General features: G+C 57.3%; 19 protein-coding genes. 9 read left to right on the top strand and 10 right to left on the bottom strand.

All coding sequences use genetic code 11. The features are described 5' to 3' along the window. Positions 1 to 93 precede the first annotated feature (93 nt). The 3 genes from OHL20_RS03160 to OHL20_RS03150 all read right to left on the bottom strand — a co-directional run bounded on the left by OHL20_RS03160 (position 94) and on the right by OHL20_RS03150 (position 4,402). On the bottom strand, positions 94 to 1,488 hold the full coding sequence (locus OHL20_RS03160; RefSeq protein ID WP_263381762.1) for a hypothetical protein: 1,395 nt from the start codon (positions 1,486 to 1,488) through the stop codon (positions 94 to 96). Between the two features lie 619 nt (positions 1,489 to 2,107). Continuing rightward, a complete protein-coding gene (locus OHL20_RS03155; protein ID WP_263381761.1) occupies positions 2,108 to 3,202 on the bottom strand; it encodes a cytochrome P450 in 1,095 nt (364 codons plus the stop codon). Positions 3,203 to 3,277: 75 nt separating this feature from the next. Further along, positions 3,278 to 4,402: an alpha/beta fold hydrolase gene (locus OHL20_RS03150; RefSeq protein WP_263381760.1), complete on the bottom strand. Its 1,125-nt coding sequence runs from the start codon at positions 4,400 to 4,402 to the stop codon at positions 3,278 to 3,280. Between the two features lie 112 nt (positions 4,403 to 4,514). On the opposite strand from OHL20_RS03150, the gene OHL20_RS03145 reads away from it, so the two are divergent. After that, positions 4,515 to 5,747: a glycosyltransferase family 87 protein gene (locus tag OHL20_RS03145; protein ID WP_263381759.1), complete on the top strand. Its 1,233-nt coding sequence runs from the start codon at positions 4,515 to 4,517 to the stop codon at positions 5,745 to 5,747. 134 nt (positions 5,748 to 5,881) lie between these two features. Here the strand turns inward: OHL20_RS03145 and OHL20_RS03140 are convergent, their stop codons facing one another. Next, on the bottom strand, positions 5,882 to 7,792 hold the full coding sequence (locus OHL20_RS03140) for a M61 family metallopeptidase (RefSeq protein ID WP_263381758.1): 1,911 nt from the start codon (positions 7,790 to 7,792) through the stop codon (positions 5,882 to 5,884). Positions 7,793 to 7,971: 179 nt separating this feature from the next. Further along, positions 7,972 to 8,568, bottom strand: a complete 597-nt coding sequence (locus tag OHL20_RS03135; protein ID WP_317890931.1) for a glutathione peroxidase — start codon at positions 8,566 to 8,568, stop codon at positions 7,972 to 7,974. 137 nt (positions 8,569 to 8,705) lie between these two features. On the opposite strand from OHL20_RS03135, the gene OHL20_RS03130 reads away from it, so the two are divergent. Beyond that, on the top strand, positions 8,706 to 10,577 hold the full coding sequence (locus OHL20_RS03130; RefSeq protein ID WP_263381757.1) for an APC family permease: 1,872 nt from the start codon (positions 8,706 to 8,708) through the stop codon (positions 10,575 to 10,577). A 47-nt stretch (positions 10,578 to 10,624) separates the two neighbouring features. On the opposite strand, the gene OHL20_RS03125 is transcribed toward OHL20_RS03130, so the two are convergent. After that, positions 10,625 to 11,863: a cysteine desulfurase family protein gene (locus OHL20_RS03125; protein WP_263381756.1), complete on the bottom strand. Its 1,239-nt coding sequence runs from the start codon at positions 11,861 to 11,863 to the stop codon at positions 10,625 to 10,627. Between the two features lie 232 nt (positions 11,864 to 12,095). Between OHL20_RS03125 and OHL20_RS03120 the strand changes: the two genes are divergently transcribed. Then, positions 12,096 to 15,542 (top strand): TonB-dependent receptor domain-containing protein, encoded by a 3,447-nt coding sequence (locus OHL20_RS03120; RefSeq protein ID WP_263381755.1) that lies wholly within the window; start codon positions 12,096 to 12,098, stop codon positions 15,540 to 15,542. 106 nt (positions 15,543 to 15,648) lie between these two features. Here OHL20_RS03120 and OHL20_RS03115 read toward each other — a convergent pair whose 3' ends face one another. Continuing rightward, a complete protein-coding gene (locus tag OHL20_RS03115) occupies positions 15,649 to 16,866 on the bottom strand; it encodes an MFS transporter (RefSeq protein ID WP_263381754.1) in 1,218 nt (405 codons plus the stop codon). Between the two features lie 101 nt (positions 16,867 to 16,967). Between OHL20_RS03115 and OHL20_RS03110 the strand changes: the two genes are divergently transcribed. From OHL20_RS03110 to OHL20_RS03100, 3 genes are all read left to right on the top strand, one after another. Next, a complete protein-coding gene (locus tag OHL20_RS03110; RefSeq protein ID WP_263381753.1) occupies positions 16,968 to 17,555 on the top strand; it encodes a DinB family protein in 588 nt (195 codons plus the stop codon). Positions 17,556 to 17,838: 283 nt separating this feature from the next. Continuing rightward, a complete protein-coding gene (locus OHL20_RS03105) occupies positions 17,839 to 19,017 on the top strand; it encodes a diflavin oxidoreductase (RefSeq protein WP_263381752.1) in 1,179 nt (392 codons plus the stop codon). 100 nt (positions 19,018 to 19,117) lie between these two features. Next, positions 19,118 to 19,381, top strand: coding sequence for an acyl carrier protein (locus tag OHL20_RS03100; RefSeq protein ID WP_263381751.1), 264 nt, complete (start codon positions 19,118 to 19,120; stop codon positions 19,379 to 19,381). Here the strand turns inward: OHL20_RS03100 and OHL20_RS03095 are convergent. From OHL20_RS03095 to OHL20_RS03085, 3 genes are all read right to left on the bottom strand, one after another. Continuing rightward, entirely contained in the window at positions 19,378 to 20,367 is a 990-nt protein-coding gene (locus tag OHL20_RS03095) for an NAD-dependent epimerase/dehydratase family protein (RefSeq protein ID WP_263381750.1), read from the bottom strand. The two genes, OHL20_RS03100 and OHL20_RS03095, sit on opposite strands and share 4 nt — an antisense overlap. A gap of 75 nt (positions 20,368 to 20,442) precedes the next feature. Then, positions 20,443 to 21,717, bottom strand: coding sequence for an aminotransferase class I/II-fold pyridoxal phosphate-dependent enzyme (locus OHL20_RS03090; RefSeq protein ID WP_263381749.1), 1,275 nt, complete (start codon positions 21,715 to 21,717; stop codon positions 20,443 to 20,445). Positions 21,718 to 21,882: 165 nt separating this feature from the next. Further along, positions 21,883 to 22,323: a DUF6526 family protein gene (locus OHL20_RS03085; protein ID WP_263381748.1), complete on the bottom strand. Its 441-nt coding sequence runs from the start codon at positions 22,321 to 22,323 to the stop codon at positions 21,883 to 21,885. Between the two features lie 104 nt (positions 22,324 to 22,427). Here OHL20_RS03085 and OHL20_RS03080 point away from each other — a divergent pair, with 104 nt between their 5' ends. From OHL20_RS03080 to OHL20_RS03070, 3 genes are read left to right on the top strand one after another with little or no spacing between them, the layout of a single operon-like run. After that, positions 22,428 to 23,309, top strand: a complete 882-nt coding sequence (locus OHL20_RS03080; RefSeq protein ID WP_263381747.1) for a deoxyribonuclease IV — start codon at positions 22,428 to 22,430, stop codon at positions 23,307 to 23,309. A gap of 60 nt (positions 23,310 to 23,369) precedes the next feature. Then, positions 23,370 to 25,904: a leucine--tRNA ligase gene (leuS, locus tag OHL20_RS03075; protein ID WP_263381746.1), complete on the top strand. Its 2,535-nt coding sequence runs from the start codon at positions 23,370 to 23,372 to the stop codon at positions 25,902 to 25,904. Continuing rightward, complete coding sequence (locus OHL20_RS03070; RefSeq protein ID WP_263381745.1) at positions 25,904 to 26,860, top strand: hypothetical protein; 957 nt, start codon at positions 25,904 to 25,906, stop codon at positions 26,858 to 26,860. Before leuS ends, OHL20_RS03070 begins: the two co-directional genes overlap by 1 nt. Positions 26,861 to 26,873 lie beyond the last annotated feature (13 nt).

The following is a 26,873-nucleotide window of genomic DNA, read 5'->3' as shown; positions in this document are numbered from 1 at the left end:
TTTATGATAACGGTTTGTCTCCATGCGGGGGCGGACTGCGCGGCGTGGCAGCCGGATCCAGACCGGAAAGGCTTGCTGAAGGCGCTCTTTACATTACTGATTGCTTATCAGTGATGCTTCTTCGGCGTCGTCCCGATCGCCCGGAACTGAAATTGCGTTGTCCACCTGACAGCTATGCCCGGCTTCGATCAGGTCGCAACCTACCTGTTTTTCGATAACCTGATTCCCCTGCCGTACTCTGACGAGCAGCTTGGGTCGTACAAGGTCGAAGTCTGAGTTGTTCTGGATGACTATAGAGGCGGGGTGCGTATCAAACCGCAGATGCCAGACGACCTTTGGTGAAGTGATTTGCTCGAAACGCTGCGGCAGGCGGTTCCTGAGAGGCGCGAAGTCATCGTTGGTCTTCAACGTCTTGATATCGCGGTAGTGCCTTGTGTAGGCCTTTAGTATCCAGTTAGCAGCTTCTTGTTCGTCTCCACTGAGACTCATCAGGCTTGCGTACACCACGCAGAAATCGACGCTATTCTCCCAGGCCCCATGGGACAAGTCGTATGCCTTGTGTGCTGCTTCGATGGCATCGCTATAACGACCTGCATAGCCGAGGGCGGTTGCGAGTTTGTATTGCCCGTAGCCGTTATCCGGACTGACGAGAGAGATGTAGGTTCGAGAGAGTCGTGTTGCACTGCCGGCAAAATAACTCTTGCGAGCGAAGGTGTTCCCGCTGTCCAGATTGGCTGCATGGATGGCAGCGTTGATTGCTTGACGCAGGTAGGTGTTCCGCAGAGGGTAGAAGGCGGCATCATCCGGTACCAGACGCGCCGCGTTCCAGTAGGCGTTGATTGCGGGAACGACATCGTTACCAGTTTTGGCTCGCGAGTAAAGGGCGTCGGCGTACCGGGCTTGAAGGAACGGGTCCCTAGGGGATCGCGCCACCATATCGCTGAGATCCGGACTCGTAAAGCCATCGAAGGCGGCTTCGCCGTTGGACCAGCCATATTTGGCGGTGAGTCTTGCAGCGCGAGTTCGAAGGCTGGAGGCCGTCTGCCGGTTCTCATCCTCAAGCTTTCTCGCCTCCTCCTGCATCGCTACGGCATCGCTGGCGGCTCGTGCACCCGACTTTTGCTGGTAGGTCAGAATGCCATCTGCGAAACCGGCCAGTGTTCCAGCGCTTGAAGCGTTTTCGCTTGATAGCCACCGCTTTGAGGTGTCCTCGACCTTCGTGCTCGTCTGCACACCCGTGATGATGCTGGCGATGACATCCCACGGGGACTGATTGTCGCTGGTTTGTTTAATCATGTTCAAACGCGCCAGGTAGGTCTGAACCGAAGACATGTAGTTCATTGTCTCCGCGTAGATCTGAAGTATCTGCTGATCTGCACCCTGAGCGCGAGCTACACCGTCGAGATCTGCCAAGGTTGCCCGTTGCGTGGCAAACCAGGCGTCGATCTTCTTTGGGTCACCATCAAGAGCAGGTGAGTTCGAGTACATGTAATGAACGTAGTGGAGAAGAAAGAGATTTCTGTCGATATCGCTTCGTGGAGCCCAAGTTAGTGGCTGATCCCAGTTCTCCTGTGAGGCCTCTTGCGCTGCGCCATACGAGGCACAGGCGAAAAGACAGCAAAGGAGCAAACCGCACGCTGATGAGCGCACGATAGGACGATGGCCTTGACGCAAGGAGATCATCTGACACTCCGACAAGCAGATATCCGGGGGGTGCAATGGATTAGAACAGCGGCCCACAAATAATTGCAAGGAGAAGTTGCACTCCGTCGCCGCCTGCCGATTTAGAAGCGAATGACTGGGCCGACGCGGAGGCCCCGATTATTGGAGTTGATGTAGTTGTCGTGGGAGACGAAGGAGAGATTTGGGGGTGCCCTGGCCGGCCGGGTCGCGGTCGGGGCTTTTGTAGCAGATGACCAGCTGTTTTACGGTGGCGCGGACAGCAAGGTGACTGGTGAAGCGGACGTTGTCGGAGAGGGCGGCCAGTGCGGAGAAGTTGAAGTTGCGGCCGGGGATCAGGTTGTTGTGCCTGTGATGCCGTTAGGCGGCAATAGGTTGAAAGTGTGACTAGCTACAAAGAGGCAGGGAGCCTCTTACGCGAGCGGCTTTAAAGAGAGCGGTGCGGACTGGACGTGAATCCATCTTTGCGGGTGTTGAGGTGAACGCGCAAGGCTACAGGAAAGCGGAAGCCTGAACCGCCTTGCCAGCGCACCTCCTCCGCAAGCGTCCCTGTTGCAAAGCGCTTGAGGAGTGGAGCGGTGAGGGAGGTGGCAACCTGGCGGATGAGGTTAGCTGCGATGCAGGCGTGAGGGCCAGCCCCAAGGGTGAGATGACCTGCGGCACGACGGGTCAGATTGACGTGGTCCGGATGCGGGAAGCGTTGCGGGTCGTGATTGGCGGCGATGATTCTGAGGATGATGCGGTCGTCTTTGCGGATGGCGCAGCCGGCCAGGTGTAGATCTTCAGAGGCTTGTCTGAAGAGGGTGCGTGGTAGCCCGGCGTAGCGAAGCAACTCTTCGATCGCCTGTTCGGCTGTGTCGATGCTTTGATGGAGACGGGTCCACTCGTGAGGGTGCTGGAGAAGCGCGTACCAGAGGTTCGCCATGAGGCTGGGCATGGTGTGCGCCAAGGCGACAAAACCTGAGTCGCGAAGAGCCTCGGGACCGGAGTGGAAGAAGGCGCGAAGGGTAAGGGTGGCAGGCTTCGAGGCGGTTCGCAAGACAGGATCGTGGGGATCGGCGGCAGAGGCAGATATGGGCTGAGCGATGGATCGGAGATGGGGTGCCACTTCGGGGGCGATGCCGGTGATGGCTGCGGCGAGTGAGAGGCATATGGGACGTGCGTAGTCTTCGAGGAGATCGACGATCCGGTCTTCCGGGAGTGTGTCGACAACCCGTTGAATCAGGGGTGAAAACTGATCTCGCCACAGGCTAAGCTGCGTGGAGGAGAGGCTTTCCTGTGTCTCGCTGCGCGTGTTGTGGAGGGCAGATTCGTCGGGTGGCGGCGCATGAACCTTGGCATGGGGGCCTGCGGGCACAAGGCTTGAGGCTCGAAAGGCTGCAAGGACATCTTCGTGACGACTGAAGACCCAGGCGTGGAGAGAGTCGTCAAAGTAGGCTGGTTCTATCTCGGGCGGAGTGGTTGAGTCGAGTTGATCGCTGGTCCAGGCGGGGCAGGACACTTGCTCTCGGCGCGCGTGCATGACATCTCCTGCTTCAAGTCTCGCAGCAGTTTGCGAGTGGAGATGTCATGCGTTTGTCATCTGATGGGAGCGCGATTATTTCTTTGCAGTCTGGGCGAGAAAGTCGACGAGGTAGTCTTTCCAGACGGCGGCCTGGGTGTGGGTGCCGTGGCCGCGGGTGGCGTCACTGATGGGAATCAAAATGAATTTTGCATGAGGCATTTTGGTGACGGTAGCCTGCGCGATGCCAAGTTCGGGCGGGTTGATGAAGTCGTCGGCAGAGTTGATCCACAGAACCGGTGTGGTGATGGTGGAGAGCTTTGGAAGAGGGTTGTAGTTGCGACTGGCGTTGATGTAGTAGACGAGGTCGTTGGCATCGGTGTGGGCGAGGGTGCGTTCGAGATAGGTGTCGACATACTGCTCGGCGGCGATGCGAGTGGGAAAGTTCTTCTGCATTTGTAAGGGAGCAGAGCCCATGGCCAGAAGAAGTTCGTTAGCTCCGCGGAGCCCTTGAATAGGCTCGGTGGTGTAGTCGCCGTTTTTCCATGCTGGATCGAGCTTGATGTTCTGGATTGCCATATAACGCATCATGCGGTTGCGCCCGGCGAGTTCAACGGGGAGGCAGGCGAATGGAGCAAGAGCGTCAACGAAGGTCGTGTAGGTTTCGCCCCAAACGAATGCCTGCATACAGCCCATGGAGGTTCCGAGGATGAGGCGAAGATGGTCGACGTGCAGGCCGTCGAGGAGCATGGCGTGTTGCGAGGCGACCATGTCGTCGTAGTCATATTGAGGGAAGTGCATGTGGAGGCCGTCGGAGGGCTTGCTGGAGCTACCATGGCCGATGTCGTCGGGGAGAATGACGTAGTACTTTGTGATGTCTAGGGGCTGACCGGGGCCGAAGAGGATGGTCGAAAACTGGGGTGCCAGGAGGGAATTTGCGTCGCCGCCAGTGCCATGAAGGAGGAGGACGGCGTTGTCAGTAAGGCCGGCGGTGTCGCGATGCGGAGTGCCTAGGGTGAGGTAGTGGAGATGGAGTTTGGCGATAGTTTCGCCGTCTTTGAAGTGGAAGCCGGGAATGTCGTATGCGCCATCCTGCGTTGGCCATTTAATTGGCGCAACAGTATGGCCGGGCTGCGCAAGTGGTGTCGGCTTTTGCGCGAGCACCCGTGTCGCGGAGGCGACAGACGCTGCGGCGAGAATTGCGGTTAGAAGGTGGCGCATGGTCGGAGTATATGACGAGGCTCATGGATTTAAAGAGATGATTCCCGGTTACTTTAGAATGGGTCGGTTTCAGGATAGAGTCGTACCTACTAGAAACCTATGAGGAGATCGTTTGGCTAGCGCTGTGACCAACCCTGTGATGAGTAGATGGGGCTCCGATATTTCGCCGCGCATTTTCCTGATTGGCCTGATGCTGCTGGCCAGTTGCTTGTACGGGAGCCTGGTACGCGATTCCTATTGCCGTGATTTTCGTGCGTATTATGTGGCGGCCATGGCGACCCATGACCATCTCGATCCGTATGTTAATCAGATCAATGTCAGCGAGAAATACTCGGATGCGCTTTGGATGAATCAGGTAAGTCGCTTCGTGTACCCGCCAACCGCGCTGCCGTTCTTTTATGCATTTGGATGGGCATCGTACAACCATGCCAAAGCACTTTTCGGAATATTGATTCTTGCGACGATGATCGGCATTCTGGACTTCTTTCATCGACGCCACCCAGGACAGACGGTGGTGCTGTTTGCGCTCTTTATGAGCGTGCCAATGTTTACCAACATCGATCTCGGTCAAGTAGATGTGTTCATACTGGCGCTCGTGGTGGGGGCGTTCTACCTCGGCGATGGATGGAAGAGTGGTCTGTGTCTTGGGGTGGCCATTTCGATTAAGCTTGCACCCGTGCTTCTCGTCCTGTGGCTTCTCGGGAACAAGCGATGGCGAACGGTCCTGTGGAGTGGTGTGGCTGCGGCTGGTCTAGCACTGGTAGCTCTGGCGTGGTGGGGAACTGGTTTGTATCGCGAATACTTTCACCACATGCTGGACGCAGAGACCGGACACCACAGCGGCTTCCTGACACATAGGTATGAGTCGCTGAAGATACTTGCTGGGCGGCTGATTGTTACACAGGATGTGGTCTATGAGTTTCAGCATGCGTTGGCGGGATTCAGGCAGAATCCGCTCTTCGTGCTTGGGCCTAAGTCAGTGTTTATAGGGTTGGCGGTGCCGCTGGTGTTTCTGGCCTGGATGCTGTGGTCGCAAACTGGTCGACGCCTGAGTGAGGCTCAGAGTTTTTTTCTGTTCGTAGTGGCTTGCCTGTTTGCAAACCTTTCGCTGTGGCCGATGGGACTGGTGGCGTGCTTTCCGCTGGTGATCCTGTTGGTGGCTTCGTCGAGAACGCCGCAACGAACGGCACTGCTACTGCTTGCACCGCTTTTTTTGACGAAGCAGCTTGTAGGGGATCGTAATTTCCTGATCTGGATGGTGTTGGCTGGATTTTGCGTGGTGCAGAATGGGTGGTTTCGCGCCAAGAGTGAGGTAGCGGATGGGCCCTTGGTGGAAGCAATATAGCTGACGCTCACTGCAGGCACACATCTTTGCTGAAGACGCTTGCAGGTGCAATGAACGAGGCAGTCAAATGTTGCTGGATGTCCGTTCCTTGCAACACTGCGCAAGGAACGGATGTCAGCGTGTAATTGACTCCCTTACATGTCCTTCTTTGTTTCGGCTGGGGCTGCCTCTGGGGTGGTGAGGGGTTTGGTGATGTCATCCAGTAGATCGGGTGTGCCGTCGACACGCTGGAGTGAGGGATAGCGTTCGCCTTCGTGGTAGTCGATGTCGATCTGCTTGAGAGTGTTTCCGACTTGCAGGATGTAGTGGATGGGCGCCGTGTCGGTCTTTGCTTTCTTAATGGCGGCCATGTCGGCTTCCGGTGAGGAGAGCAGATCGTTGATACCGATGATCTTCATTCCCGGTGCGATCCCGGCTTTATCTGCAGGACCATTCCATCGAACATCGTAGATGACACTGTCGGGACTGACGCGATAGCCGACGGAGTACCAGTCATCGGGTCCTCCGCGGCGACCGCCGGCAGACATCATCGTGCGAACGGACTTGCTGGGTTTGTCGGTGTAGACGAGCTTGTAGCCACCACGTTCTATGCCGGCAAGGTCGGCGTGAGTGTTGAGGTTGTCGATGTGGGTTTGGATGAAGGAGGCCCAATCATAGGGCATGACCTGATTCAGGTCGGCGATCAATTCGGGGCGCTCATAGGTGACGATGAGGGGTCCGGTGTTACCGCCCTTGCCCAGAAAGATGTGGAGGAAATCGGTGAGGGACTTCTTGTTGTCGGTCTGCTTTCGGATGAGGGTGTCTGCATCAAGCCAGAAGAGTTCGCCCTCCTGGTAGTAGTCCTGTCCGCGCTTCCAGTTAGACCACGCGGGATTGCCGCCGCGGAGGATGCTGGCAGCAATCGCTGTGTCTTCGGTGGAGCGCCATTCGCGGCCGGGTTTGTAGTCGAGGCTTGCGGCGGAGGCGGCGAGGATGTCGCGATACTGCTCCTGCGACTTGAGGCCGGAGCGTGCGGCCAGAACGTTGCCGAGGTACTGCGTCATGCCTTCGTAGACCCAGAGAAGGTCGCCCTGCTCAGGCTCGGCAAAGGTCGGCTGGTAGAGGCGAGCAGGGCGGCGATATTTGCCATTCCAGGAGTGGGTGAACTCGTGAGCCAGGAGGTCGGATTCGGCGAGCTGGTGGGATTCGTCAGCAAAGCCCTTTTCACCTACACCGTTGTCGGAGGACTGGCCGTGTTCGAGGCCTTCGCCGCCGGCTGTGTCGGAGAGGGTAAGGAGGAAGTGGTAAGCGTTGTAGTGTCGGGAGGCATAGGCTGCGCCTGTCTCGCGGACGAGGTTATTGAGCTCGACGAGGAGGGCTGGGCGGAGTTGGGAGTCTTCGGGCGAGTCGGAGACGACGTCGATGAAGTGCTTCGGTGTGATCTCAGGGGCGAGGGCGAACTCGTGGAAGTAGGCTCCAGCGATGATGGGCGAGTCTTCAAGCTGCTCGACGGTGGTGGCGGCGAAGTCGGTGAGGCCGCCCGTGGGATGCTGCGGATCGTAGGTGCTGGTCGGGATGAGGGCTGTGCCGATGCCCCAGCCGGTGGGAACCTTGACGGACGGTTGGATGGGAATGTTCTTGACGGGAACGTTGGCTGGGTAAAGGAGCAGCTTTTCCCACTCAAGAACGGCAAGCTTCTGCGAGATACGGGCGGTGACAATGCAATCGAGGTGAGCGTGGAGTGTGGTGACGCCTTTGGGGATGTTGATGTGGAACTCGTTGAGGTCTACATCGTCTCGACGCCACTTGAGGACTTCGCCGTTGGCAGTGAAGACTACGCCGGTAATGTCGTCGACGGGGCCGGTGGGACGGTGGTTGCCGGGAATCCAGCGCGGGGTGGTAAGGGTGAGGGGGCCGGCTTTTACCGGGAGATCAACTTCGGCGTGGTAGATCTTGCGCGGGGCTTCGGTGAGATCGGCGACGATCTTGATGGGCGTGTTTTGGGCTGCGACGACTGCGCTAACGAGGCTTGCGGCGAGGAGGAGGGCAGTGTTTCTATGCGTCAAGGCGGCCTTCTTTATTTCGTGCGAGATGGCAGAACGGTATGTGGTGGGTACGGGAGCGAGGCGGGATTTGTTTCGGGTGCATGAAGAGTTGAAGTAAAGAGAGAGGCCTCGCGCAAAGGCGGACGCTCCCTCCTTCCGCAACGGTGTTGAAGGAGGGGCTTAGATGTAAACGCCACAACCTAGAGGGGGGGCAGATTGGCCTCGATGGCCTGGATGAGTATGGGATCTGAGGGGAGCATGTCGGGGGCGAAGCGTCCGGTGATCTGGCCATGGCGGTTGACGAGGAATTTTTCGAAGTTCCAGGTGAGTTCGGGAGCCTCGTTGACGGTGATGCCGTAGTTGCGGAGACCGTCTTTGAAGCCGGGGTCGGCAATACGGGCTACGGGTTGCGCAGTTGTGAGGAGCTCGTAAAGTGGTGATTTTTCAGGACCGACGACCGTGACCTTCTCGAACATGGGGAAGGTTACGTTGAATTTAGTCGCGCAGAATGACTGGATCTCTGCGTTAGTGCCGGGTTCCTGGCCGGCGAAATCGTTGGCGGGAAAGCCCAGGATCTCAAAGCCACAATGGCGATAGGTGTTGTAGAGCTTTTCTAGGCCTTCATACTGCGGAGTGAGGCCACACTTGGAGGCTGTGTTGACAATGAGCAGAACTTTGCCCTTGTAGGGCGTGAGGGAGGTGGCTTCGCCGGCGATGGTATGAAGGGGAATCTCGTAAAGGCTGGACATGGAATAAAGTGTAACGCGCACTCCGGCAGGGCGAATTTTCTGTATCACGCGACCGCCCGCAGGTTACAAAATGAACATTTCCATCGACGGATCGATTGACGTGGCCAATTATTTCCCATTTCAAACAAGTAGCGAGTTCAAAATGTCGGTATTTGAGGTACTAAGGAAGTACCATCTAAGACGACATGGCGATTTCTGATGTTTTATTTGGTAGACCACTCGCAACGAGTGAAGAGCGCGCAGAGCATATCGGCGTTGCGGCGGGAATCCCGATCTTCGGTTTGGATGCACTGACTTCGGCGGCATACGGGCCCGAAGCTGCGATGGCGCTTCTGATTCCTCTCGGTGTGTATGGGACGCAGTTTATTGTGCCCATCATTACGGCAATTTTGATTCTGCTGGTGATCGTGTTCTTCAGCTACCGGCAAACAATTGCGGCGTATCCGAACGGCGGCGGCTCATATACTGTCGCTTCTGAAAACCTGGGTGAAGGTGCTGGCCTGCTGGCTGCGGCGGCGCTGATGATCGACTACATTCTAACGGCGGCGGTGGGCGTGTCGGGAGGTGTCACGGCGCTGAGTTCAGCCATACCGGGGCTACAGCCATTCACGATTGAGCTGTGCCTGATGGTCTTGCTGGTTCTAGTGATTGTGAACCTGCGCGGCGTTAAAGATACGGGATCAGCGTTCATTCTGCCGACCTTCCTGTTTATTGGCACACTGCTGGTGATGGTTGGGGTGGGCGTGTTCAAGACATTCGCCGCGGGTGGGCATCCGCACTCGGTTGCGGTTTTGCCACCGGCGTTGCCGCAGACGGTGAAGTTGCTGGGCCTCTGGATGCTGATGAAGGCGTTCTCGAGTGGCTGCGCCGCAATGACAGGAGTTGAGGCGGTGTCGAACGGGGTAATGGCCTTTGGCGAACCGCGGGCGAAGAAGGCGCAGTACACGCTGACAATCATCATCGCGATTCTGATTGTGCTGCTATACGGCATTGCATGGCTCTCAAGGAGCTATCAAATTATGGCAATGAACCCCGACGAAGCGGGATACCAGAGCTTGCTTAGCTTGCTGGTGTCGGCTGTTTTCGGACGGGGATGGTTCTATTTTCTGACGATGGGGAGCGTGTTCCTCGCTCTGGCGCTGAGCGCGAATACGGCGTTTGCGGATTTCCCGCGGCTTACGCGGGCGATTGCGCTTCATGACTATCTGCCGCATGTATTTATTCTGCGCGGACGTCGGCTCCTGTTCTCACACGGTGTTTACGCGTTGTCGGGATTGACGGCGGTCATTCTTGTTCTGTTTCGGGGCGTTACGGATCGGTTGATCCCGCTGTATGCGATTGGCGCATTTCTAGCGTTCACCTTGTCGCAGGCGGGCATGGTGATTCACTGGAAGAAGCAGGAAGGCGACCATAAAGGACGCGGCTGGCACATGTTTGTTAATGGCGTCGGCGCGGTCGCTACAGGCCTGACAACGATCATCGTGCTGGCTTCCAAATTCATGTCGGGTGCGTGGGTTACGGCGCTGCTCGTGCCGATTTTGATCCTCATCATGATGGCGGTGAAGCGGCACTATGTCCGAGTACGGTCAGAGATGCGGGATATGACGCCGCTGAACCTGGCACATCTGGAGCAGCCGATCGTGGTGATCCCGATGGCACGATGGGATCGTATTACAGAGAAGGCACTGCGGTTCGGACTGCTGCTCTCTAAGGAGATCCGCGTGGTTCATGTGGACTGTGATGAGGGCGAGGAGTCGCTGTGCGAGGTTTGGAATACCAAGGTGCTGGAGCCATTGCGGCAGGAAAACATGCCGGAACCGGAGTTGATTTCCCTGATGTCCACCTATCGTCAGATCATTACACCGGTGATGGATTACATCCTCGAACTAGAGAAGGCAAATCCAACGCGGAAGGTGGCGGTTTTGCTTCCGGAGTTGGTGGTTAAGCACTGGTGGGAGAATCTGCTGCACAATCAGCGTGTGCAGTTGCTGAAACTGCTATTGCTGCTGAAGGGCAAGCAGCGAATCATCGTGGTGAACATTCCGTGGTATCTGTAAAGCAGAGATAATGATCCCGATGGTCCGCCCTGGTGGCGGATCATTTTTTAAGCCACCGTAAGCGCTTCGGCCTTCTTGTAGGTCGGCGACAGAGTGCGTAGGCGAGCTACGGCTGCAGGGATGAGGGCGAGAGCATAGTCAACTTCTTCGGCGGTGGTAAGGCGGGAGAGGGAGAGGCGGACGCTTGCGCGAGCACGGTTGTCCGATAAGCCCATGCTGGTGAGAACGTGAGAGGGTTCTGTTGCACCTGATTGGCAGGCTGAGCCGCCGCTTACGGCAAGACCCTTCAAGTCCAGAGCGATGACAAGCGCTTCCGCTTCTATGTGATCGAAGTAGAGGTTGGTCGTGTTGGCTACCCGGTCGGTGCCAGCCCCGTTGACTCCGGATTCTTCTACGGTGGAGAGAATGCCTTGCTCGAGATGGTCGCGAAGCTTTCTGAGTTCTGCGGGGTTGGCTGACCCGGAGGCTAATCCCAACGGTTGGGCACCTGCGATCAACCATCTCTCGGCCAATTCTGCGGCCTTGCCGAGGGCCACGATGCCGGGAACGTTTTCTGTTCCGGCGCGGCGCTGGCGTTCGTGGGTTCCACCGTGAAAGATAGGGGCTAGCCGGACGCTACGGCGGACAAACAAAACGCCTATCCCCTGAGGCGCGTACATCTTGTGGCCGGAGAGGGTGAGGAGATCGACGTCTTTGAGCGCGCCCTTTGGGCTAAGGTCCAGTGCGAGTTTACCCGCAGCTTGCACTGCGTCCGTGTGAAAGAGCGCGCCGCCGGCGTGGGCGATGGCGGCCAGTTCGGCTATCGGCTGGATGGTGCCGGTCTCATTGTTGGCCAGCATGATGCTGACGAGCTTTGTGTTTGGTTTGAGAGCTGCTCGGAGAGCTTCGGGTTCAATGAGGCCAGCGGATGTGCAGGGAAGGAAGGTCACGTCCAGGCCACGTGCGGCGAGGGCTTCGGCTGCGTGGAGGACGGCGTGATGCTCGACCTGTGTGGTGATGAGGTGGGCCGGTTCCTCTGCGGCTGAATTTTCAGCGTTAAGGATACCGAAGAGAGCAAGATTGTCGCCTTCGGTGCCTCCAGAGGTAAAGACAATCTCGGAGGCGCGGCAGCGGAGCAGGTGAGCGATCGACTCGCGGGCATGATCTACGGCGGCACGGGCTTGCTGGCCCTGCTGGTGGATGGAACTGGCGTTGCCAAAGCTCTCGATATAGAAGGGGCGCATAGCCTCGAAGACTTCGGGAAGAAGAGGCGTCGTGGCGTTGGCGTCCATGTAGATGCGCTGCATTCTTCAAGTTTACGCCGTTGTGGTGTATCCAGTTGCGAACTGATCGGGTGCAGTCGATTTCGAAGACATAGAAATGACAAATTTTGCGCTGGCTTTTTACCACTGCTCGGTTATAGTCACGCTAATCCCTTGTTTCAGTCGTGTTGATTCGCAGAGGTATTTCTCTGTCTGCAGTTTATTTCTTTGAAGACGATCCCTGTAGCACCCTAACTGTTCCACTTTTGGAGGTTTGATGCTTCATCGGAAGATGTGGAGTTTGGTTTGGCTCTTCGTTCTTGTGGCGATTTGCTTCGGTGGAAGAGCGCTTGAGGCTCAGGATACGACGGCAAAGATCCTGGGCCAGGTAGCTGACTCTCAGGGTGGACTGCTGCCCGGAGCGACGGTGACCGTGACGAATACGGCTACGAATGTGACGGTCACCGCGATGACTGATCGTCAAGGAAGCTTCCAATTCGCGCAGCTTCCAATCGGCACGTATACGGTGCGCGCGGAGCGGGATGGTTTTGCTGTTACTACGTCTCCCTCGTATGTGTTGCAGATCAACCAGTCACAGCGTGTGGACTTCAAGTTGCCATTAGCGGGAATGACGCAGGCTGTTGAGGTGACTATTCAGTCTGCTGCGATCGACACCGTGAGTTCAACCGTTGGTGGTTCCGTGACGGAGCGTCCTCTGGTTGACCTCCCACTCAATGGGCGCAACATTCTCGATCTGGCTCGGCTGCAGCCGGGGGTGACGGATGCGACGAACCCGGGAAATGGGAGTGCCGGTACGGTATCGGTGGCAGGCGGCAGAACTGACTCAGTGACGTATCTGTTGGACGGTGGAAATAATTCAAGCCTGCTCAACAACGGCGTGGTGTTCAGCCCGAATCCTGATGCGGTCGAAGAGTTTCGTATTCTGGAGAACAACTACTCGGCTGAATACGGGCGGAACGGCGGCGGCGTGATCACGATCGTGTCGAAGGGTGGAACGAGTCGATATCACGGGTCGGCGTTTGAGTTTGCGCGTAATCCTTATTTGAACGCGAACGACTTTTTCAATAAGCGGAACGGGCTGCCGCGCTCCGATCTGAAGCGGCACCAGTTTGGTGGGACGATTGGCGGGGAGATCTTCATTCCGAAGATTCTGGCACGTAAGGACCGAAACTTCTTCTTTTTCTCGTACGAAGGACAGCGTCAGAAGAATTCTCAATTGCCGGGCGTGGAACAGGTGTTCACGACGGCTGAACTTGGCGGCGACTTCTCGCACGCCGGTACAGACGGCGGACCAGACCCAGCGATCGCGCAACTGCTCATTGACAATCCCTATTTTCAAACTGACCCGCTGAAGCAAACGCAGGCGATCATTGATCCCACAAAGATCGATCCCGTGGCGAAGAAGTACATTGCCGCATCGCTGATCCCATCGAGTGCGAGTGGAACGATTGCGCCGGTTGGCGCGCTGCTTTCCCCGTTCGACCAATATAACGGTCGCTTCGACTTTGAGTTGACGCCAAAGGACCGGCTTTCGGTGACCCTGGCGCGCAACAAGGCTCCGGTGCTTTCGGCGTTTGCAGGTGGCTCAACGCTTCCAGCACCGACGACTGCGTCGACGATCGTGCATCTCGCGAACGTGGGATATATCCACACGTTTACCCCGAATGTGCTGAATGAGTTTCGCGCTGTCGTGCAGTGCCTCAACAGTACGAATGCAATTCCGGTGGGAACGCTGCCGACTCCTGCGCAGCTTGGCGTAGGAATTACGCCGGACCAAGCGACGGGGCCAACGCGACTGTTCGACTACAGCACCTCGTTGACAGTTGGTTTTAGTCCGAACGGACCGACGACGCTGATCAATAACACCTTCGACTACTCGGATAATTTGAGTTGGCAGAAGGGAACGCACAGTGTGAAGTTCGGTGGCGATTTCTCACCCTATCAGAACAACACGCTGTACGACTTTTACGTAGATGGCGAATTCGATTTCTATGGATTGGCTAACTACGATCCAAGTGATCCGGCATTTGCGACTGTGGGCAGCGCCACGGGGTATGCGCAATTTCTGGTCGGTGATCCGGATGAATATTTTCAGTTTGGTTCTGCGCCGTCGAACATTCGGAGCAAGAGCACCTCGGTGTATGCGCAGGACGAATGGCATGCTACCAAGAATCTAACGCTGAACTTTGGGCTGCGGTATGAGTTTGCTTCGCCAAAGATAGACACGAAAGGCCGGTCATTTTCGCTGGTCACGGGGGCACAATCAACCCGATTTACGGGTGCTCCCAAGGGATTGTTGTTCCCGGGAGATCAGGGCGCTCCTAAAGGCTCAAACTTTTCCGATAAGAATGACTTTGCTCCTCGTTTTGGATTTGCATACGACTTTGGAGGTAAGGGTTCTACCGTCCTGCGTGGCGGCACGGGCATGTTCTACGACATCCTGAAGGGCGAAGATAATCTGCAGTTCAACGGGCAGGCTCCGTTCTTTGGATTCACGGACTTCAATCTGGATTACCCGATGGGTCTGACCACAAGCGGGACTGGCTACTATGAGAATCCCTTTACTAGTGCGGGCGTGGTGAATCCTTTTCCATCGAAGGCTCCGGCACAGAATCTTGATTTTGGCGCGGCTGGCTTCCTTCCGTTTGGTGGTGGTGGTGTGTACTTTGTCGATCCACACCTCAGGACGCCGTACACGATCCAATTCAATCTTGGAGTCCAACGCGCATTGGGAGCTGGCGTGACCGCTGAGATGGCATATGTGGGCAGCGTTTCACACAAGTACACCGGACTGGTGGACTCGAATCCATTTGTGAAGGGATCGGGTACGCAGCGGGTCTACGACCAGGCAAATGGCGGATCGGGGAACTTCAGCTATCTCGACACCTTCCGGAATTTGACGAACGAAAATTATCACAGCCTGCAGAGCAGCTTGCGCAAGCAGGCGACTCCGATGCGCTATGTCGGTACAACCTACTTCCAGTTGTCCTATACGTTTGCGAAGAACATGGATAATCTGTCGGGCTTCCGGCAGCGCAACGGTGAGGTTCCGTACTACAACCCCGGTCAGTTCTATGCGGTCTCGGACCTGGATGTGAAGCATCGGATTGTCTTCTCAGGCGGATGGGATTTGCCATTTGCGGAGGCGTTCTCAGCGGTGCCGAAGGTGTTCACCAAGGGGTGGAGCCTGTACCCGATTGTTAGCTGGCAGTCTGGATTTCCGCTGGATGTGAGCGCGAATCTGGCGCGGTCGCGGACGACTCCTGGACCTTCTGGCGCAGGTGACTCCCAACTTGTGCGAGTCAACTTGACGGGAAACAAGGTCACCACACTGAGTCCGCATACCAATACCGCTGCCGATGGCGGAGCGCAGTACATCACCAAGGCGAACTTTAATCGGAACGGACTAACCAACGTTGCGAAGGTTATCCCGACAACACCGACGTATGGAACGCTGCCTCGCAATTCTTTCCGGGGACCGTCCCGGCAGAATATTGATATGTCTATTGCGAAGCTGACGCAGTTGACCCATGGAGATCATGGTGTGGCGTTCGAGCTGAAAGGAGATTTCTTCAACCTCCTCAATACTCCGGAGTTTGGAAATCCGATCACTACAATTACGGCGGCTAACTTTGGAGAGATTACGTCGACGTATACCGACTCATTCCGTATCATTCAGCTGGCTGGTAAGCTGCGGTTCTAGATAAAGGCACGATCTGTAAAAGGCCGCTCCATGTGGGCGGCCTTTCTTTGTTCTTTAGTTGCACACGTTGAATTTTCAAAGCCATACTCAAGAACCAACAGGAAGCCTATGCCTCAACGCGCTGTGGTGCGTGACGCTGGTCGAGGCGAGTGGAGATGATAGCAAGCGCGAGGGCAGCGCAGGTAACGATGGCGCTGGCGATGGGGAGTTGGCGGTAGGTGTAGCCGGCGGTGAGCATCATGCCGCCGAGCGATGCTCCGGTGGCGTTGCCAAAGTTGAAGGCTCCCTGATTCAAAGTGGAGGCGAGGTTCGGCGCACTTGAGGCTTGGTCCACGATGCGGGATTGGAGCGGCGCTCCGGCGGCGAACTGAATTGCTCCCCAGATCAGGATCATGACGACAGCGGGAATGGGGAAGGGCTCGGCGAAGGGCAGGATGAGGTTGGTGATGATGAGGACGATGAGCGCTCCGTTGAGGAAGGCCATAGGTCGCCAGTCGCTGAGGCTTCCGCCGAGAAGATTGCCGATGGTAATGCCAACACCAAAGAGCAGAAGAGTGAGCGTGACGGCGTGTGGCGAGACGTGGGTGACGGTCTCGAGCATGGGTGCGATGTAGGTGAAGATGCAGAAGAGCGAAGCCGATGAGAGGACGCTCATCGCAAGGACGAGCAGCACCTGCGGCTTCCGGAGAACGCGGAACTCGTGCAGTAGATGGGCTGAGCTGGGAGGCTGCTTAGGCACGAGCAGGAAGACGGAGGTGGCGGCGATGAGGCCGATCGGGACGATGGCCCAGAAGGCAGAGCGCCAGCCGAAGGCCTGCCCGAGGGCGGTGCCAGCGGGAACCCCCAGAACGTTCGCCAGGGTAAGACCGGAGAACATGAGGGCGATGGCTTGCGAGCGCTGGTTGCGGGGAACGAGGTTTGCAGCGACGATGCTGCCGATGCCGAAAAAGGCTCCGTGGCAGAGTGCAGTAAGAACGCGCGCGGCAAAGAGAAGGTTATAGCCAGGAGCGATGGCGCAGGCCAGGTTGCCAAGAGTGAAGACTCCCATGAGGAGGAGAAGTGCAAACTTGCGCTCGAGCTTGGCAGTGGCGAGCGCGACGATGGGCGCGCCGATCGTAACGGAGAGAGCATAGCCGGAGACGAGGGCGCCGGCCTTGGGTATCGAGACGTGAAAGTCTTCTGCCAGGTTGGGCAGCAGGCCCATGATGATGAACTCGGACGTACCAATGCCAAAGGCGGCGATGGCGAGGGCCATGAGTGGGGTTTGGGTCAGGATGCTCGGCTGGCGATTCTGCGCGGAACCGGGAGCTGTTATAGCGGGCATACTTCATTGCACCACATCTCCCGATACGAATGGCTATCGATGCTCTCTGTATTCTGATAGGCTTGGCGCGTTTGGGCTAGTTCGATAGAGGAGATGACGTGATGATGAAGCAAATGATAATGACGCTGGCGCTGGCTGGTTGTTGCTGTGTGGTGAGCATGCAGGCGCAGACGAGTGCTGCGATCCCGAAGATTGCTCCAGGAACGCTGATCGAGCCCTCCAGATCGTTCAACGGACAACTGACTGACTTTGAGACGGAGATGATGGGCTTGGCAAAGGCGATGCCGGCAGACAGGTACAACTTTGCCCCAAGTGCGGCGATCTTTGTGCCGGGACAGGCGACGGAGTACAAAGGCGTACGGACGTTTGGGTCGATGGTGGGACACATCGCACAGGCGAATTACTTCTACGGCTCAGCGCTCGGTGGGTTGAAGGTCGACGTCGATGTCAAGTCCATTGGGACACTCACCGACAAAGATCAGATTGTGGCTGCACTGGCCGCGTCGTTCGCCTTTGCGCACAAGGCGGTCGGAGCGATGACGGAGAAGAATGCGTTTGAGAGTGTGCAGGGATCTTCGACACGGGCAAGCCTTGCAGGTGCCCTGGTCGCACACGGCTTTGATCATTATGGACAGCTGGTGGAGTATCTGCGGATGAACGGAATGGTTCCTCCAGCGAGCATGAAGTAGAGCAAGTCGAAGCAAAGGGGTCTCGCCTGAAACTGACCTCTCCACGTTCTTTCGGACGCGACCGGAGGTGTTTGAGCATTCCGGCCCGGGTAGAGTTGGTCGCGCATGCGGATGGGGAGGGCGTACCCTCCGCCGCAGACTGGCTGACCGCAAACAAATGCCTTGCGGTGCGTCCTGCCAGAAACTGCGGCGCGTATTCATCTGGCTCTGAGCGGGCCCTGCTTAAATGAGCAAAGCGCAGGTGCAGCAGGGTGGGCTGCCATGCTAGGGTTTAAGGATTGCTATGACTACAACGACAAGTACAACCGAAGAGATTAAGGATCAGGGGCACGCCCCGAAGTACACGCGGAATCAGCCGTTTCACTCAAAGGTGTTGGTAAATGAGCTTTTGACCGGGGCGGGATCTGAGAAGGAAACGCGGCACGTGGAGCTCTCACTGGAAGATGGGATGACGTATCTTCCGGGAGATGCGGTGGGTATTATTCCAGAGAACCGGCCAGCGGCTGTGGAAGAGGTATTGAAGGCGCTCAACTTTACGGGCGACGAGCGGGTCCTGGACCACTACAAGGTCGAGATCAGCTTTGAAGAGGCGGTACGAACGCGGCTTGCAATTGGCAAGCTGACGCGTGGCTCGGTGGGCCAGTTTGCAAAGCTTGCTCCGGGAACCGATGGTCTGAAGGACATGGTCGGCCCCGATAACAAGGCACGTGCTGAGGAGTATTGCTGGGGCCGGGAGTTTGTTGATCTGGCCACGGAGTTTCCGGGAATTGTGACGAATCCACAGCAGTTGTTTACCGTGTTGTCGCGGTTGACGCCGCGGATGTATTCCATTGCTTCGAGCCAGAAGGCCCATCCTACGAATGTTCAGACTACGGTTCGTGTCGTGCGGTACGACGCGCATGGGCGGGAGCGTCAGGGGCTGGCTTCAGGCCATCTTGGCGAGCGGGCGGATGTTGGAGCGGGAATCCCAATCTTTCTGCATGCAAATCAGAACTTTCGGCTGCCAGAGGATAGCAACGCGCCGGTGATCATGATCGGGCCCGGAACGGGAATTGCTCCATTCCGGTCGTTTCTCGAGGAGCGCGAGGCGCTTGGCGAGAAAGGTGATAATTGGCTCTTTTTTGGGGAGCAGCGCGAGCAACTGGATTTTCTCTACAAAGAGCAGTTGCAGACAATGCACAAGAATGGCGTACTAAAGCAACTGGATACGGCATTCTCTCGGGACCAGGCACGGAAGATTTACGTGCAGGATCGTATGCAGGAGCGAGCAAAGGATTTGTATGCATGGCTGGAGCGAGGGGCCTACTTCTACGTCTGCGGCGATGCAACGCGCATGGCGAAGGATGTGGAGACGGCGCTGCTGGACGTCATTGCAAAGGGATCCAATGGCACACTCGAGCATGCTGAGGAGTACCTGGCGACTATGAAGAAGCAAAAGCGTTATCAGCGAGACGTGTACTAGGGAAATGTTTCCGTTGGATGTCAGAGTAAGATAACGAAGATGAATTACCTGCATCTCCAACGGCAGGCCCCTTAATCGTAGGCGGCCTGCATCGAGGCATATGTCCGAAAGCATTCAAGATCGCGTATTGAGAGTCATCGCTACGACCCGCCGGGTGCCGCTCGAAACGGTTCATCCGGATAGCACGTTTGAAGAGCTAGGCATCGATTCCCTGGACCGCATCAATATCCTCTTCGAGCTCGAAGGGGAGTTCGATGTCGAGATCGATGACGAGCAGGCGAAGCAGGTGACCACGCTGCAGCAGATGATCGACGGCATCACGCAGTTGGTTGACGCGAAGGCGGCAACAGGCTTGGAAGACTAGACATTTGTTTTATCGCTGAGCCAGGCGGCGGAGCGAGCGATGCCTTCTTCGAGAGAGACCTTTGGGGAGAACCCGAAGGTCTCTTTTGCTTTGACGGCTGGGAACTCCTGGTTAAGCGCGAGGAGCAGAACCGCGTGTCGGGTAAGAAGGGGCCGTCCGGGCAGCCTGAGCAGGCGATGTGGGAGTTCGAGGATGCGGGCGAGCGCGGTGGCGGCGGTGAGACTCAGGTTGATCCAGGGCGGCTTAGTGCCTAAGGCTTCTGCGTAAAGCTTGAGGTAGGTTGCCCAGTTTGCCTCGGTTCCGTCGGCCAAATTGAAAGCTTCACCGATTGTTGCTGGATGGGTGGAGGCCTGGAGGATGGCTTCGGCTACGTTATCGACATAGGCGAAACCGCCTGGCGCGCCGCCGTGATCAATCGTGGCCATGAGGCGTTGGCGAAGCAGGGTGGCGATCTCTACTGTAAAGTCCTTGCCGCGTGGACCATAGATGGTGGCAGGGCGAAGGATGGTGACAGGAAGGCCGTGATCTTGATGGGCTTTCCAGACGGCTAGTTCGCCGAGCCGCTTGGTCTGGTTGTAGGGGAGCCCGGCGTCGCGGGTGAGGGTGGATTCGTCGCAGGGCGCAGGCGGGTAGCCGTAGACGTCGGTGGTACTTATGTGAACAAAGCGCTCGATCTTGTCGGAGCGCAGGACGGCATCGACGAGGTTCTGGGTCCCGGTCACATTCGCGCCGTAGTAGGTCTGCCAAGGTGCCCAATCGGTCGAGCAGGCGGCGCAATGGATGATCCGAGTTGCTTCGGTCACGGCTCGCTGCAGGCTGGCTGGGTCGGAGAGGTCTCCCTCGACGAGGCGATGGGGCACATTGGCCAGATGGGTTAGGGCGGAGGTGGGACGGGCGAGCACGATGATGTCTTCGCCCTGGGCCGATAGAAGCTGGGCTATGCGGCCTCCGAGGAAGCCGCTTGCACCGGTGATGAGGGTCGTCACTGCGGTCCCTTGGCGACCAAAAGCCGCGATGAAGCGATTATGAGCAGCGGGACCTACGTCGTCCCACCCAAGTTCTTAGTTAGCGAGTTGGCGGAAGACGTCCAGGACGAAATCGAGCTGCTCGGGGGTATGTCCGGCGGTGACACAGAGACGGAGGCGGGCTACACCCTGGGCGACTGCGGGGAACATGACCGGGGCAGCAATAATGCCATAGTTGCGCAGCTTGCGTGCGAAGAGGCCGGTCGTGATCTCATCATTCAGGACGACGGGGATGATGGCTGTTTCAGAGAGGCCAGTGTCGTAGCCGAGGTCCTGAAGACCGTGGCGCAGAAAGTCCCCATTTGCCTTGAGGCGAGCGACGCGCTGAGGCTCTTCCTTGAGGATGGCAAGGCCTTCAGAGATAGCGGCAACGGCAGAGGCGGCTACTGCGGCGGAGAAGATGTAGGGGCTAGAGGCATGCTGGAGGAAAATAGCAACCTCCTGCGAGCAGGCAACGAAACCACCCACGGAGGGGATCGACTTGGCTAGAGAGCCGGACCAGAGATCGACTTCGCTGGTATCGATGCCGAAATGTTCATCCGTGCCGCGACCGGTGGCGCCGAGGACGCCCGAGGCATGGGCCTCGTCAATGAAGAGGAAACAGCCAAACTCTTTCTTGATTGCAATAAGGTCGGGGAGGCAACAGATGTCGCCGTCCATGGAGAAGACGCCGTCAGAGATGATGACGGTGCGGTTCGCTGGCGGACCCTTCTTGATCTCTTCGCGGAGGCTTTCAGGGTCGTTATGGCGGAAGCGCTGGACCTGAACACCGGCCATTTTGCAGGCATCGAGCAGGCTGCGATGGCAAAGGGCATCGATGATGATGCGATCAGATGGTCCAAAAAGGCCGGTGATGAGGCCTAGATTGGCCATATAGCCGGAGGAGAAAGTGAGGGCGGCTTCGGTGCCTTTGTATTCAGCGAGATCGCGCTCGACCTGATTATGAATATCGAGAGTTCCGGTGAGAAGGCGGGCTCCGCTGGTGCTGGTGCCATATCGACCGATGGCGGCGACGGCGGCAGCGTCGATGCGCGGGTGGCCGATGAGCCCCAGATAGTCGTAGGACGACATCATCAGCATCTGGTGACCGTCAGCCTGGACGCGCGGTCCAGCTTTTGCTTCGAGCGGCATGTGGAACGGGTAGGCGTCATGCGCGCAGCCCAAGGCCGTTGTTTCGAAGATGCGACGGGCCCGGGTATCGAGAAGGCCGCTCTTCTTAAAGCTCCAGGTCCGGCCGGACGTGAAGTAGTTGTTAAACATATGCCCGGAGGAGGAAGGGAACACCTTTGGTTCCAGGGCTTCCTCTGCCACGGTTTCTTGCACTTCGAGTCGCTGTGTCATGGGTCTGTAACCATGCTAGACGAAAGAAGCAGGCATGGAAAGGAAAACCCGAGCAACCATCTCGCCATATAAGAGATGTGGATTAGAAACTTACGATGCGCGGCCCCCTGATCTGACCCACCCAAGTCATTGAAACTAGATGCGGTCGTGGTCTGGGCGCCAGTTTGTGATGCTTTCTTTGATCTGTTTTGGGTTGAGATTCTCGGCGAGGGTGCGGCGGGCCAGGGTGGGAAGTTCGGCGTCGCCAGCGAAACGGAGGGCGATGAGTTGGCGGGTCGTAAAGGAAGGAATCAGGTTATGTTCGGAGGATGGTAGCAGGGCAGTGAGGCGCAGGCGCTCTTCGAGACGAATGAGGCGATCCTGGATACGGAGGGAATAGGTACGGGTCTTCATGGATAGAAGAAGGACAGCTAAGGAGAGAATGATCCACCAGAATGAGAGAAAGGGATGCTGGCTGTAGTCGCTGTTCCAAACGAAGAAGGCGAAGACAAAGTTCAAAAGCAGGATTGGCGTAATGACGTAGTGGTGAATCGGATCGAATCTCATGTGGCTCTTAGGGCTTTGGGGCGCGGGCATGATGGATCCTTTCAGTTTGTAGCGCGTTTGTGGTCGATTGAGTGTACGGCCTGACAGGAACGGGATGACTGCCGGCGCGCAGGAGTTTGCGATAGGCTCGGGACATGGCAATCGATACAAAGCTGGGTTCGAAGAAGCGAATTGGCGTCCATCTAGGAACGGCAGGTGGGACGTGGAAGGCAGTGGAGCGGGCAGTTGAGGCGGGGGCGAATACTTTTCAGATATTCTCGTCGAGTCCGCGGACGTGGCGAGCTGCAGATGTGAAGCCGGAGGATGCGGCGAAGATGCGGGAGTTGCGAACGGCACACGACATTGGACCTGTATCGGTGCATGCGAGCTATCTCATCAATCTATGCAGCCAGACGGAGGGCGTCCGGCTAAACGGGATCTCTGCTTTCAAGGGCGAGGTGGAGCGCGCTCTGGCGCTTGGGGCGGAGTACCTCGTACTGCATCCTGGCAGCTGGAAAGGGCTGACGCGGGAGGAGGGGCTGCGGCTGGCGGTGGAATCAATAGAGCGATCGATTGAAGGTATAGCGTGGCAGGATAAGGACTTCAAGATTCTGATTGAAAATACGGCGGGAGCAGAATTCTCGTTAGGTGGGAGCCTAGAGCAGGTGGCAGAGCTTGTGGCGCGGCTGCAGGCATGTGCTCCGGTGGGAGTGTGTCTGGATACCTGTCACATGCATGTGGCTGGCTACGACATTGTGACGCCGGAAGGGTATGTGGAGACCGCGAAGCTTATCGGCGAGACGGTCGGGTTCGAGGCGGTGCGGGTGTGGCATTGCAACGACGCAAAGGCGGCACGTGGTTCCAAGCTGGACCGGCACGAGCATATTGGAGAAGGGACTATCGGTGCGGCGGCGTTCAAACGGTTGCTGCAGGATTCGCGGTTTAAGCATGCGGCATTTATCGCCGAGACGCCGGTGGACGCCCCGGGCGACGAGGCGCGAAATGTCGGAGTGCTGCGAGCTTTGTCGGCTGGCTAGCAGACCCGGACTGGCGAGGCTTAGCGGCGCAGGGTAACAATTTCTTTACAATGGACGTCTATGTCCGAAATACAGAACCAGCATGAGAGTGACGGCATCCAGCGATACAACCCGGCGGAGATAGAGCCACGGTGGCAAGCCCTCTGGGATGCCGATCCAACGCTTTACGCGGCTGAGCCGCATGATTCGGGCAAGCCGAAGTACTACTGCCTGGAGATGTTGCCGTATCCGAGTGGTGCGCTGCATATAGGGCATGTCCGGAACTATGCGATCGGTGATGCGCTGGCTCGCTTTATGTGGATGCGTGGCCACAATGTACTGCACCCGATGGGTTGGGATGCATTTGGACTGCCAGCGGAGAATGCTGCGCTAAAGAATGACGTACCTCCGCGCGAATGGACGCTGGGAAACATTGCTGCCATGCGGAAGCAGATGCAGCGGCTCGGGCTGAGCTACGACTGGGCAACCGAGGTAACGACGTGCCTTCCGGATTACTATCGCTGGAATCAATGGATTTTCTTGAAGATGTACGCAGCAGGGCTGGCATATCGAAAGAAGAGCCGAGTCAACTGGTGTCCGAAATGCTGCACCGTGTTGGCGAACGAGCAGGTGATCAATGGGCGCTGCTGGCGACATGAGGACACGCTGGTCGAACAGTGCGAGCTGACGCAATGGTTCCTGCGGATTACGAAGTATGCGGATGAGTTGCTGGCGGGATTGCAGACGCTGGACGGCTGGCCGGAGAAGGTCCGCACGATGCAGAAGAACTGGATCGGACGGAGCGAAGGAACGCTGGTTGATTTCGCGGTGGAGGGTGAGGAAAAGATCACCGTCTTTACGACGCGGGTAGACACGATCTTCGGAGCTACTTCGGTCCAGTTGGCTCCAGAACATGCGGTGACGAAGGCGTTTGCGGCGAAAGACGAACTGCTGGCTGCGCAGGTTGAAGAGATGCTAGCGCAGCAAAAGGCGGCTCGTGAGGCTGGCGATCTGGGCGCGATTGAGAAGCACGGCGTGTCGACAGGGCGATTTGCGGTCAATCCGTTCAATGGTGAACTGGTGCCAATCTGGGTAGCGAACTACATCCTCGCGGACTATGGAACGGGCGCCATCATGAGCGTACCTGCGCATGATGAGCGTGACTTCGAATTTGCGCAGAAGTATGGGCTACCGTTGAAGCGTGTAATCGCTCCAAATGTCGATACGGATGAGTTGGCGCTGCCTTACCTGGGCGAGGATGAGGCGGTGCTGATTGACTCGGGTGCCTGGACGGGTGAGGCAAGTCTCGAGGCACAGGAGAAGATGGGTGCGTTTGCGAAAGCAAACGGATTTGGTACGCCGACGGTCACGTATCGGTTGAAGGATTGGGGAGTAAGCCGCCAGCGCTATTGGGGGACGCCGATTCCGATGGTTTACTGCGAAGAAGGGCATGATGGAGTGGAGCCGGGCGGGGTGGTACCGCTGCCGGAGAGTGCACTGCCGGTGATCTTGCCGGAGCAAATCCAGATTACGCAGGAGGGTGGATCGCCGCTTGGACGCGTACCCGAGTTTGTGAATACGACGTGTCCATTGTGTGGCGGCCCAGCGCGCCGTGAGACGGACACAATGGATACGTTTGTCGATTCGAGCTGGTACTTCTACCGCTATATCGATGCGAAGAATGACACGGAGCCGTTCTCGAAGGAGAAGGCGTCGTACTGGTTCCCGATTGACCAGTACATTGGCGGAGTGGAGCACGCGATTCTCCACCTCATCTACTCCCGGTTCTGGACGAAGGTGATGCGCGATCTAGGTATGATCTCGAACGACGAGCCAGTGGAGCGGCTGTTTACGCAGGGCATGGTGATCAAAGACGGCGCAAAGATGTCCAAGTCAAAGGGCAATGTCGTGAGTCCGGATTTGATGATCGACCGCTATGGAGTAGATGCGACGCGGTTGTATGCACTCTTTGCAGCTCCGCCGGATCGGGACCTGGACTGGCAGGAAGAGGGCGTTGGCGGGATTGTGCGCTTTCTGAATCGAGTGCACCGGCTGACGTTGAAGTACAAGGGTGCGCATGCGGTCGTGAGCATGTTGGCAGGGCAGTCCGTGGCGGGGCAGAGGTTGTTGCGTAAGCTGCACCAAACGCTCGAAAAGATCACGCAGGACTTCAGCGGGCGGTGGCACTTCAACACCAGTATTGCGGCTGTGATGGAGTTAGTGAATGACATCCAGGCAGCGGAGCCGGCGATGGATGCCGGTGAAATTCCTGCTGCAACGGTCGCAGAAGTATTTCGCACCCTGGTGCTGATGTTGGCACCGTTCGCGCCTTTCTTTTCAGCGGAGTTATGGTCGCAGATAGGTGGCGAGGGTGTGGTGTTTCGGACACAATGGCCGGTAGCCGATGCGGAGCTTGCGAAGGACGATGAAATGCAGGTCCCGGTCCAGGTGAATGGCAAATTGGTGACCGTGGTGACGGTTGCTGCTGGGAGCGATCAAGATGTGGTGAAGGCGGCTGCGATGGCGGATCTCAAGGTGACTGCGAGGATCGAGGGCAAAACGCTGGTGAAGTTGATTGTGGTGCCGGGCAAGCTCGTGAATTTTGTGGTGAAGTAATGGCGCCTCTTCCAGACCCGTTTGATTATCGGGCTGTCTCGCAGACGGCGCAGTCGGAACGGGTGACGCAGAGCTTTGTCGCGACGTTGGCTTGGGTGCGGAAGCGCCCCGTCTTGACAGCTTTTGAGGTGCTTTGGCGATGGGTGTATGGAATTCCCGCGCTGCTGCTGATTTGGCATGAGGGAGTAAGGATTCTGCTTGCAACGCAACTGGATTATGCAGGGTTAAAGCAGATGACGCTGCTCGATCCGATGAAAAGCTCGGTGACCCTTGGGAAGGCTGCGCTTGCGCTTGGACCGCAAGATGAGGCGGTCGCCGTGTGGCTTGTTCCGCTGCTGCTGGTTACCTGGGTGATTGTGTCTTCTCTGGGGAGGACACTGGTATTGCAGAGGGCTGATGAGCGACTGCATGCACGGCCTATAACGCTCATGGTGTTGCAGGCGATCCGCATGACGGCGCTGTGTGTGAGCTTCATGTGTTGGTTTCTCTGCTTACAATGGGCCGCGGAGGTCGCCGTAACAGGCCCCATCGCGAGCAATCAGGAGCCTAGCCTGGTGTTGTACTTCGGCCTGGCTATCGTGGCTACTCTTGGGCTGTTTACCTTGTGGGCCGTGGTAAGTTGGGGACTTTCGGTCGCGCCGCTGCTTGCGATGCTGCATGGCTGGGGTGCGTGGAAGAGCCTGAGGTCATCTTTTCGGCTGGGTGCGTTGAAGATCAAGCTCGTCGAGATCAATCTGGTGCTGGGCATCGTCAAGATTGCGCTGATTGTGCTGGCAATGGTCTTCTCGGCAAGCCCGCTGCCATTCGAGACAGTGGCGTCACAGACGTTCCTGACGTGGTGGTGGTGCGGCGTGATGGTGCTTTACTTCATCGGTTCCGACTTCTTTCATGTGGCGCGATTGGTGGCCTACCTCGATCTATGGCGCGCTTCGGCAGCTGGCGCGCCAGATAAGTAGCTTTGTTTCGATC

Source organism: Granulicella arctica (assembly GCF_025685605.1).
Lineage (GTDB): Bacteria > Acidobacteriota > Terriglobia > Terriglobales > Acidobacteriaceae > Edaphobacter > Edaphobacter arcticus.
The sequence above is the reverse complement of the archived record's forward strand: the minus strand, read 5'-3'. Positions and strand labels throughout refer to the sequence as shown.

Excerpts from the sequence above, each read along its gene's own strand:
- OHL20_RS03120 (WP_263381755.1), top strand. The coding sequence starts at position 12,096 with ATGCTTCATCGGAAGATGTGGAGTTTGGTTTGGCTCTTCGTTCTTGTG.
- OHL20_RS03070 (WP_263381745.1), top strand. The coding sequence starts at position 25,904 with ATGGCGCCTCTTCCAGACCCGTTTGATTATCGGGCTGTCTCGCAGACG.
- OHL20_RS03125 (WP_263381756.1), bottom strand. The coding sequence starts at position 11,863 with ATGCAGCGCATCTACATGGACGCCAACGCCACGACGCCTCTTCTTCCC.
- leuS (WP_263381746.1), top strand. The coding sequence starts at position 23,370 with ATGTCCGAAATACAGAACCAGCATGAGAGTGACGGCATCCAGCGATAC.
- OHL20_RS03160 (WP_263381762.1), bottom strand. The coding sequence starts at position 1,488 with ATGTACTCGAACTCACCTGCTCTTGATGGTGACCCAAAGAAGATCGAC.
- OHL20_RS03110 (WP_263381753.1), top strand. The coding sequence starts at position 16,968 with ATGATGAAGCAAATGATAATGACGCTGGCGCTGGCTGGTTGTTGCTGT.
- OHL20_RS03080 (WP_263381747.1), top strand. The coding sequence starts at position 22,428 with ATGGCAATCGATACAAAGCTGGGTTCGAAGAAGCGAATTGGCGTCCAT.
- OHL20_RS03085 (WP_263381748.1), bottom strand. The coding sequence starts at position 22,323 with ATGCCCGCGCCCCAAAGCCCTAAGAGCCACATGAGATTCGATCCGATT.
- OHL20_RS03130 (WP_263381757.1), top strand. The coding sequence starts at position 8,706 with ATGGCGATTTCTGATGTTTTATTTGGTAGACCACTCGCAACGAGTGAA.
- OHL20_RS03100 (WP_263381751.1), top strand. The coding sequence starts at position 19,118 with ATGTCCGAAAGCATTCAAGATCGCGTATTGAGAGTCATCGCTACGACC.
- OHL20_RS03115 (WP_263381754.1), bottom strand. The coding sequence starts at position 16,866 with ATGCCCGCTATAACAGCTCCCGGTTCCGCGCAGAATCGCCAGCCGAGC.
- OHL20_RS03150 (WP_263381760.1), bottom strand. The coding sequence starts at position 4,402 with ATGCGCCACCTTCTAACCGCAATTCTCGCCGCAGCGTCTGTCGCCTCC.
- OHL20_RS03105 (WP_263381752.1), top strand. The coding sequence starts at position 17,839 with ATGACTACAACGACAAGTACAACCGAAGAGATTAAGGATCAGGGGCAC.
- OHL20_RS03155 (WP_263381761.1), bottom strand. The coding sequence starts at position 3,202 with ATGCACGCGCGCCGAGAGCAAGTGTCCTGCCCCGCCTGGACCAGCGAT.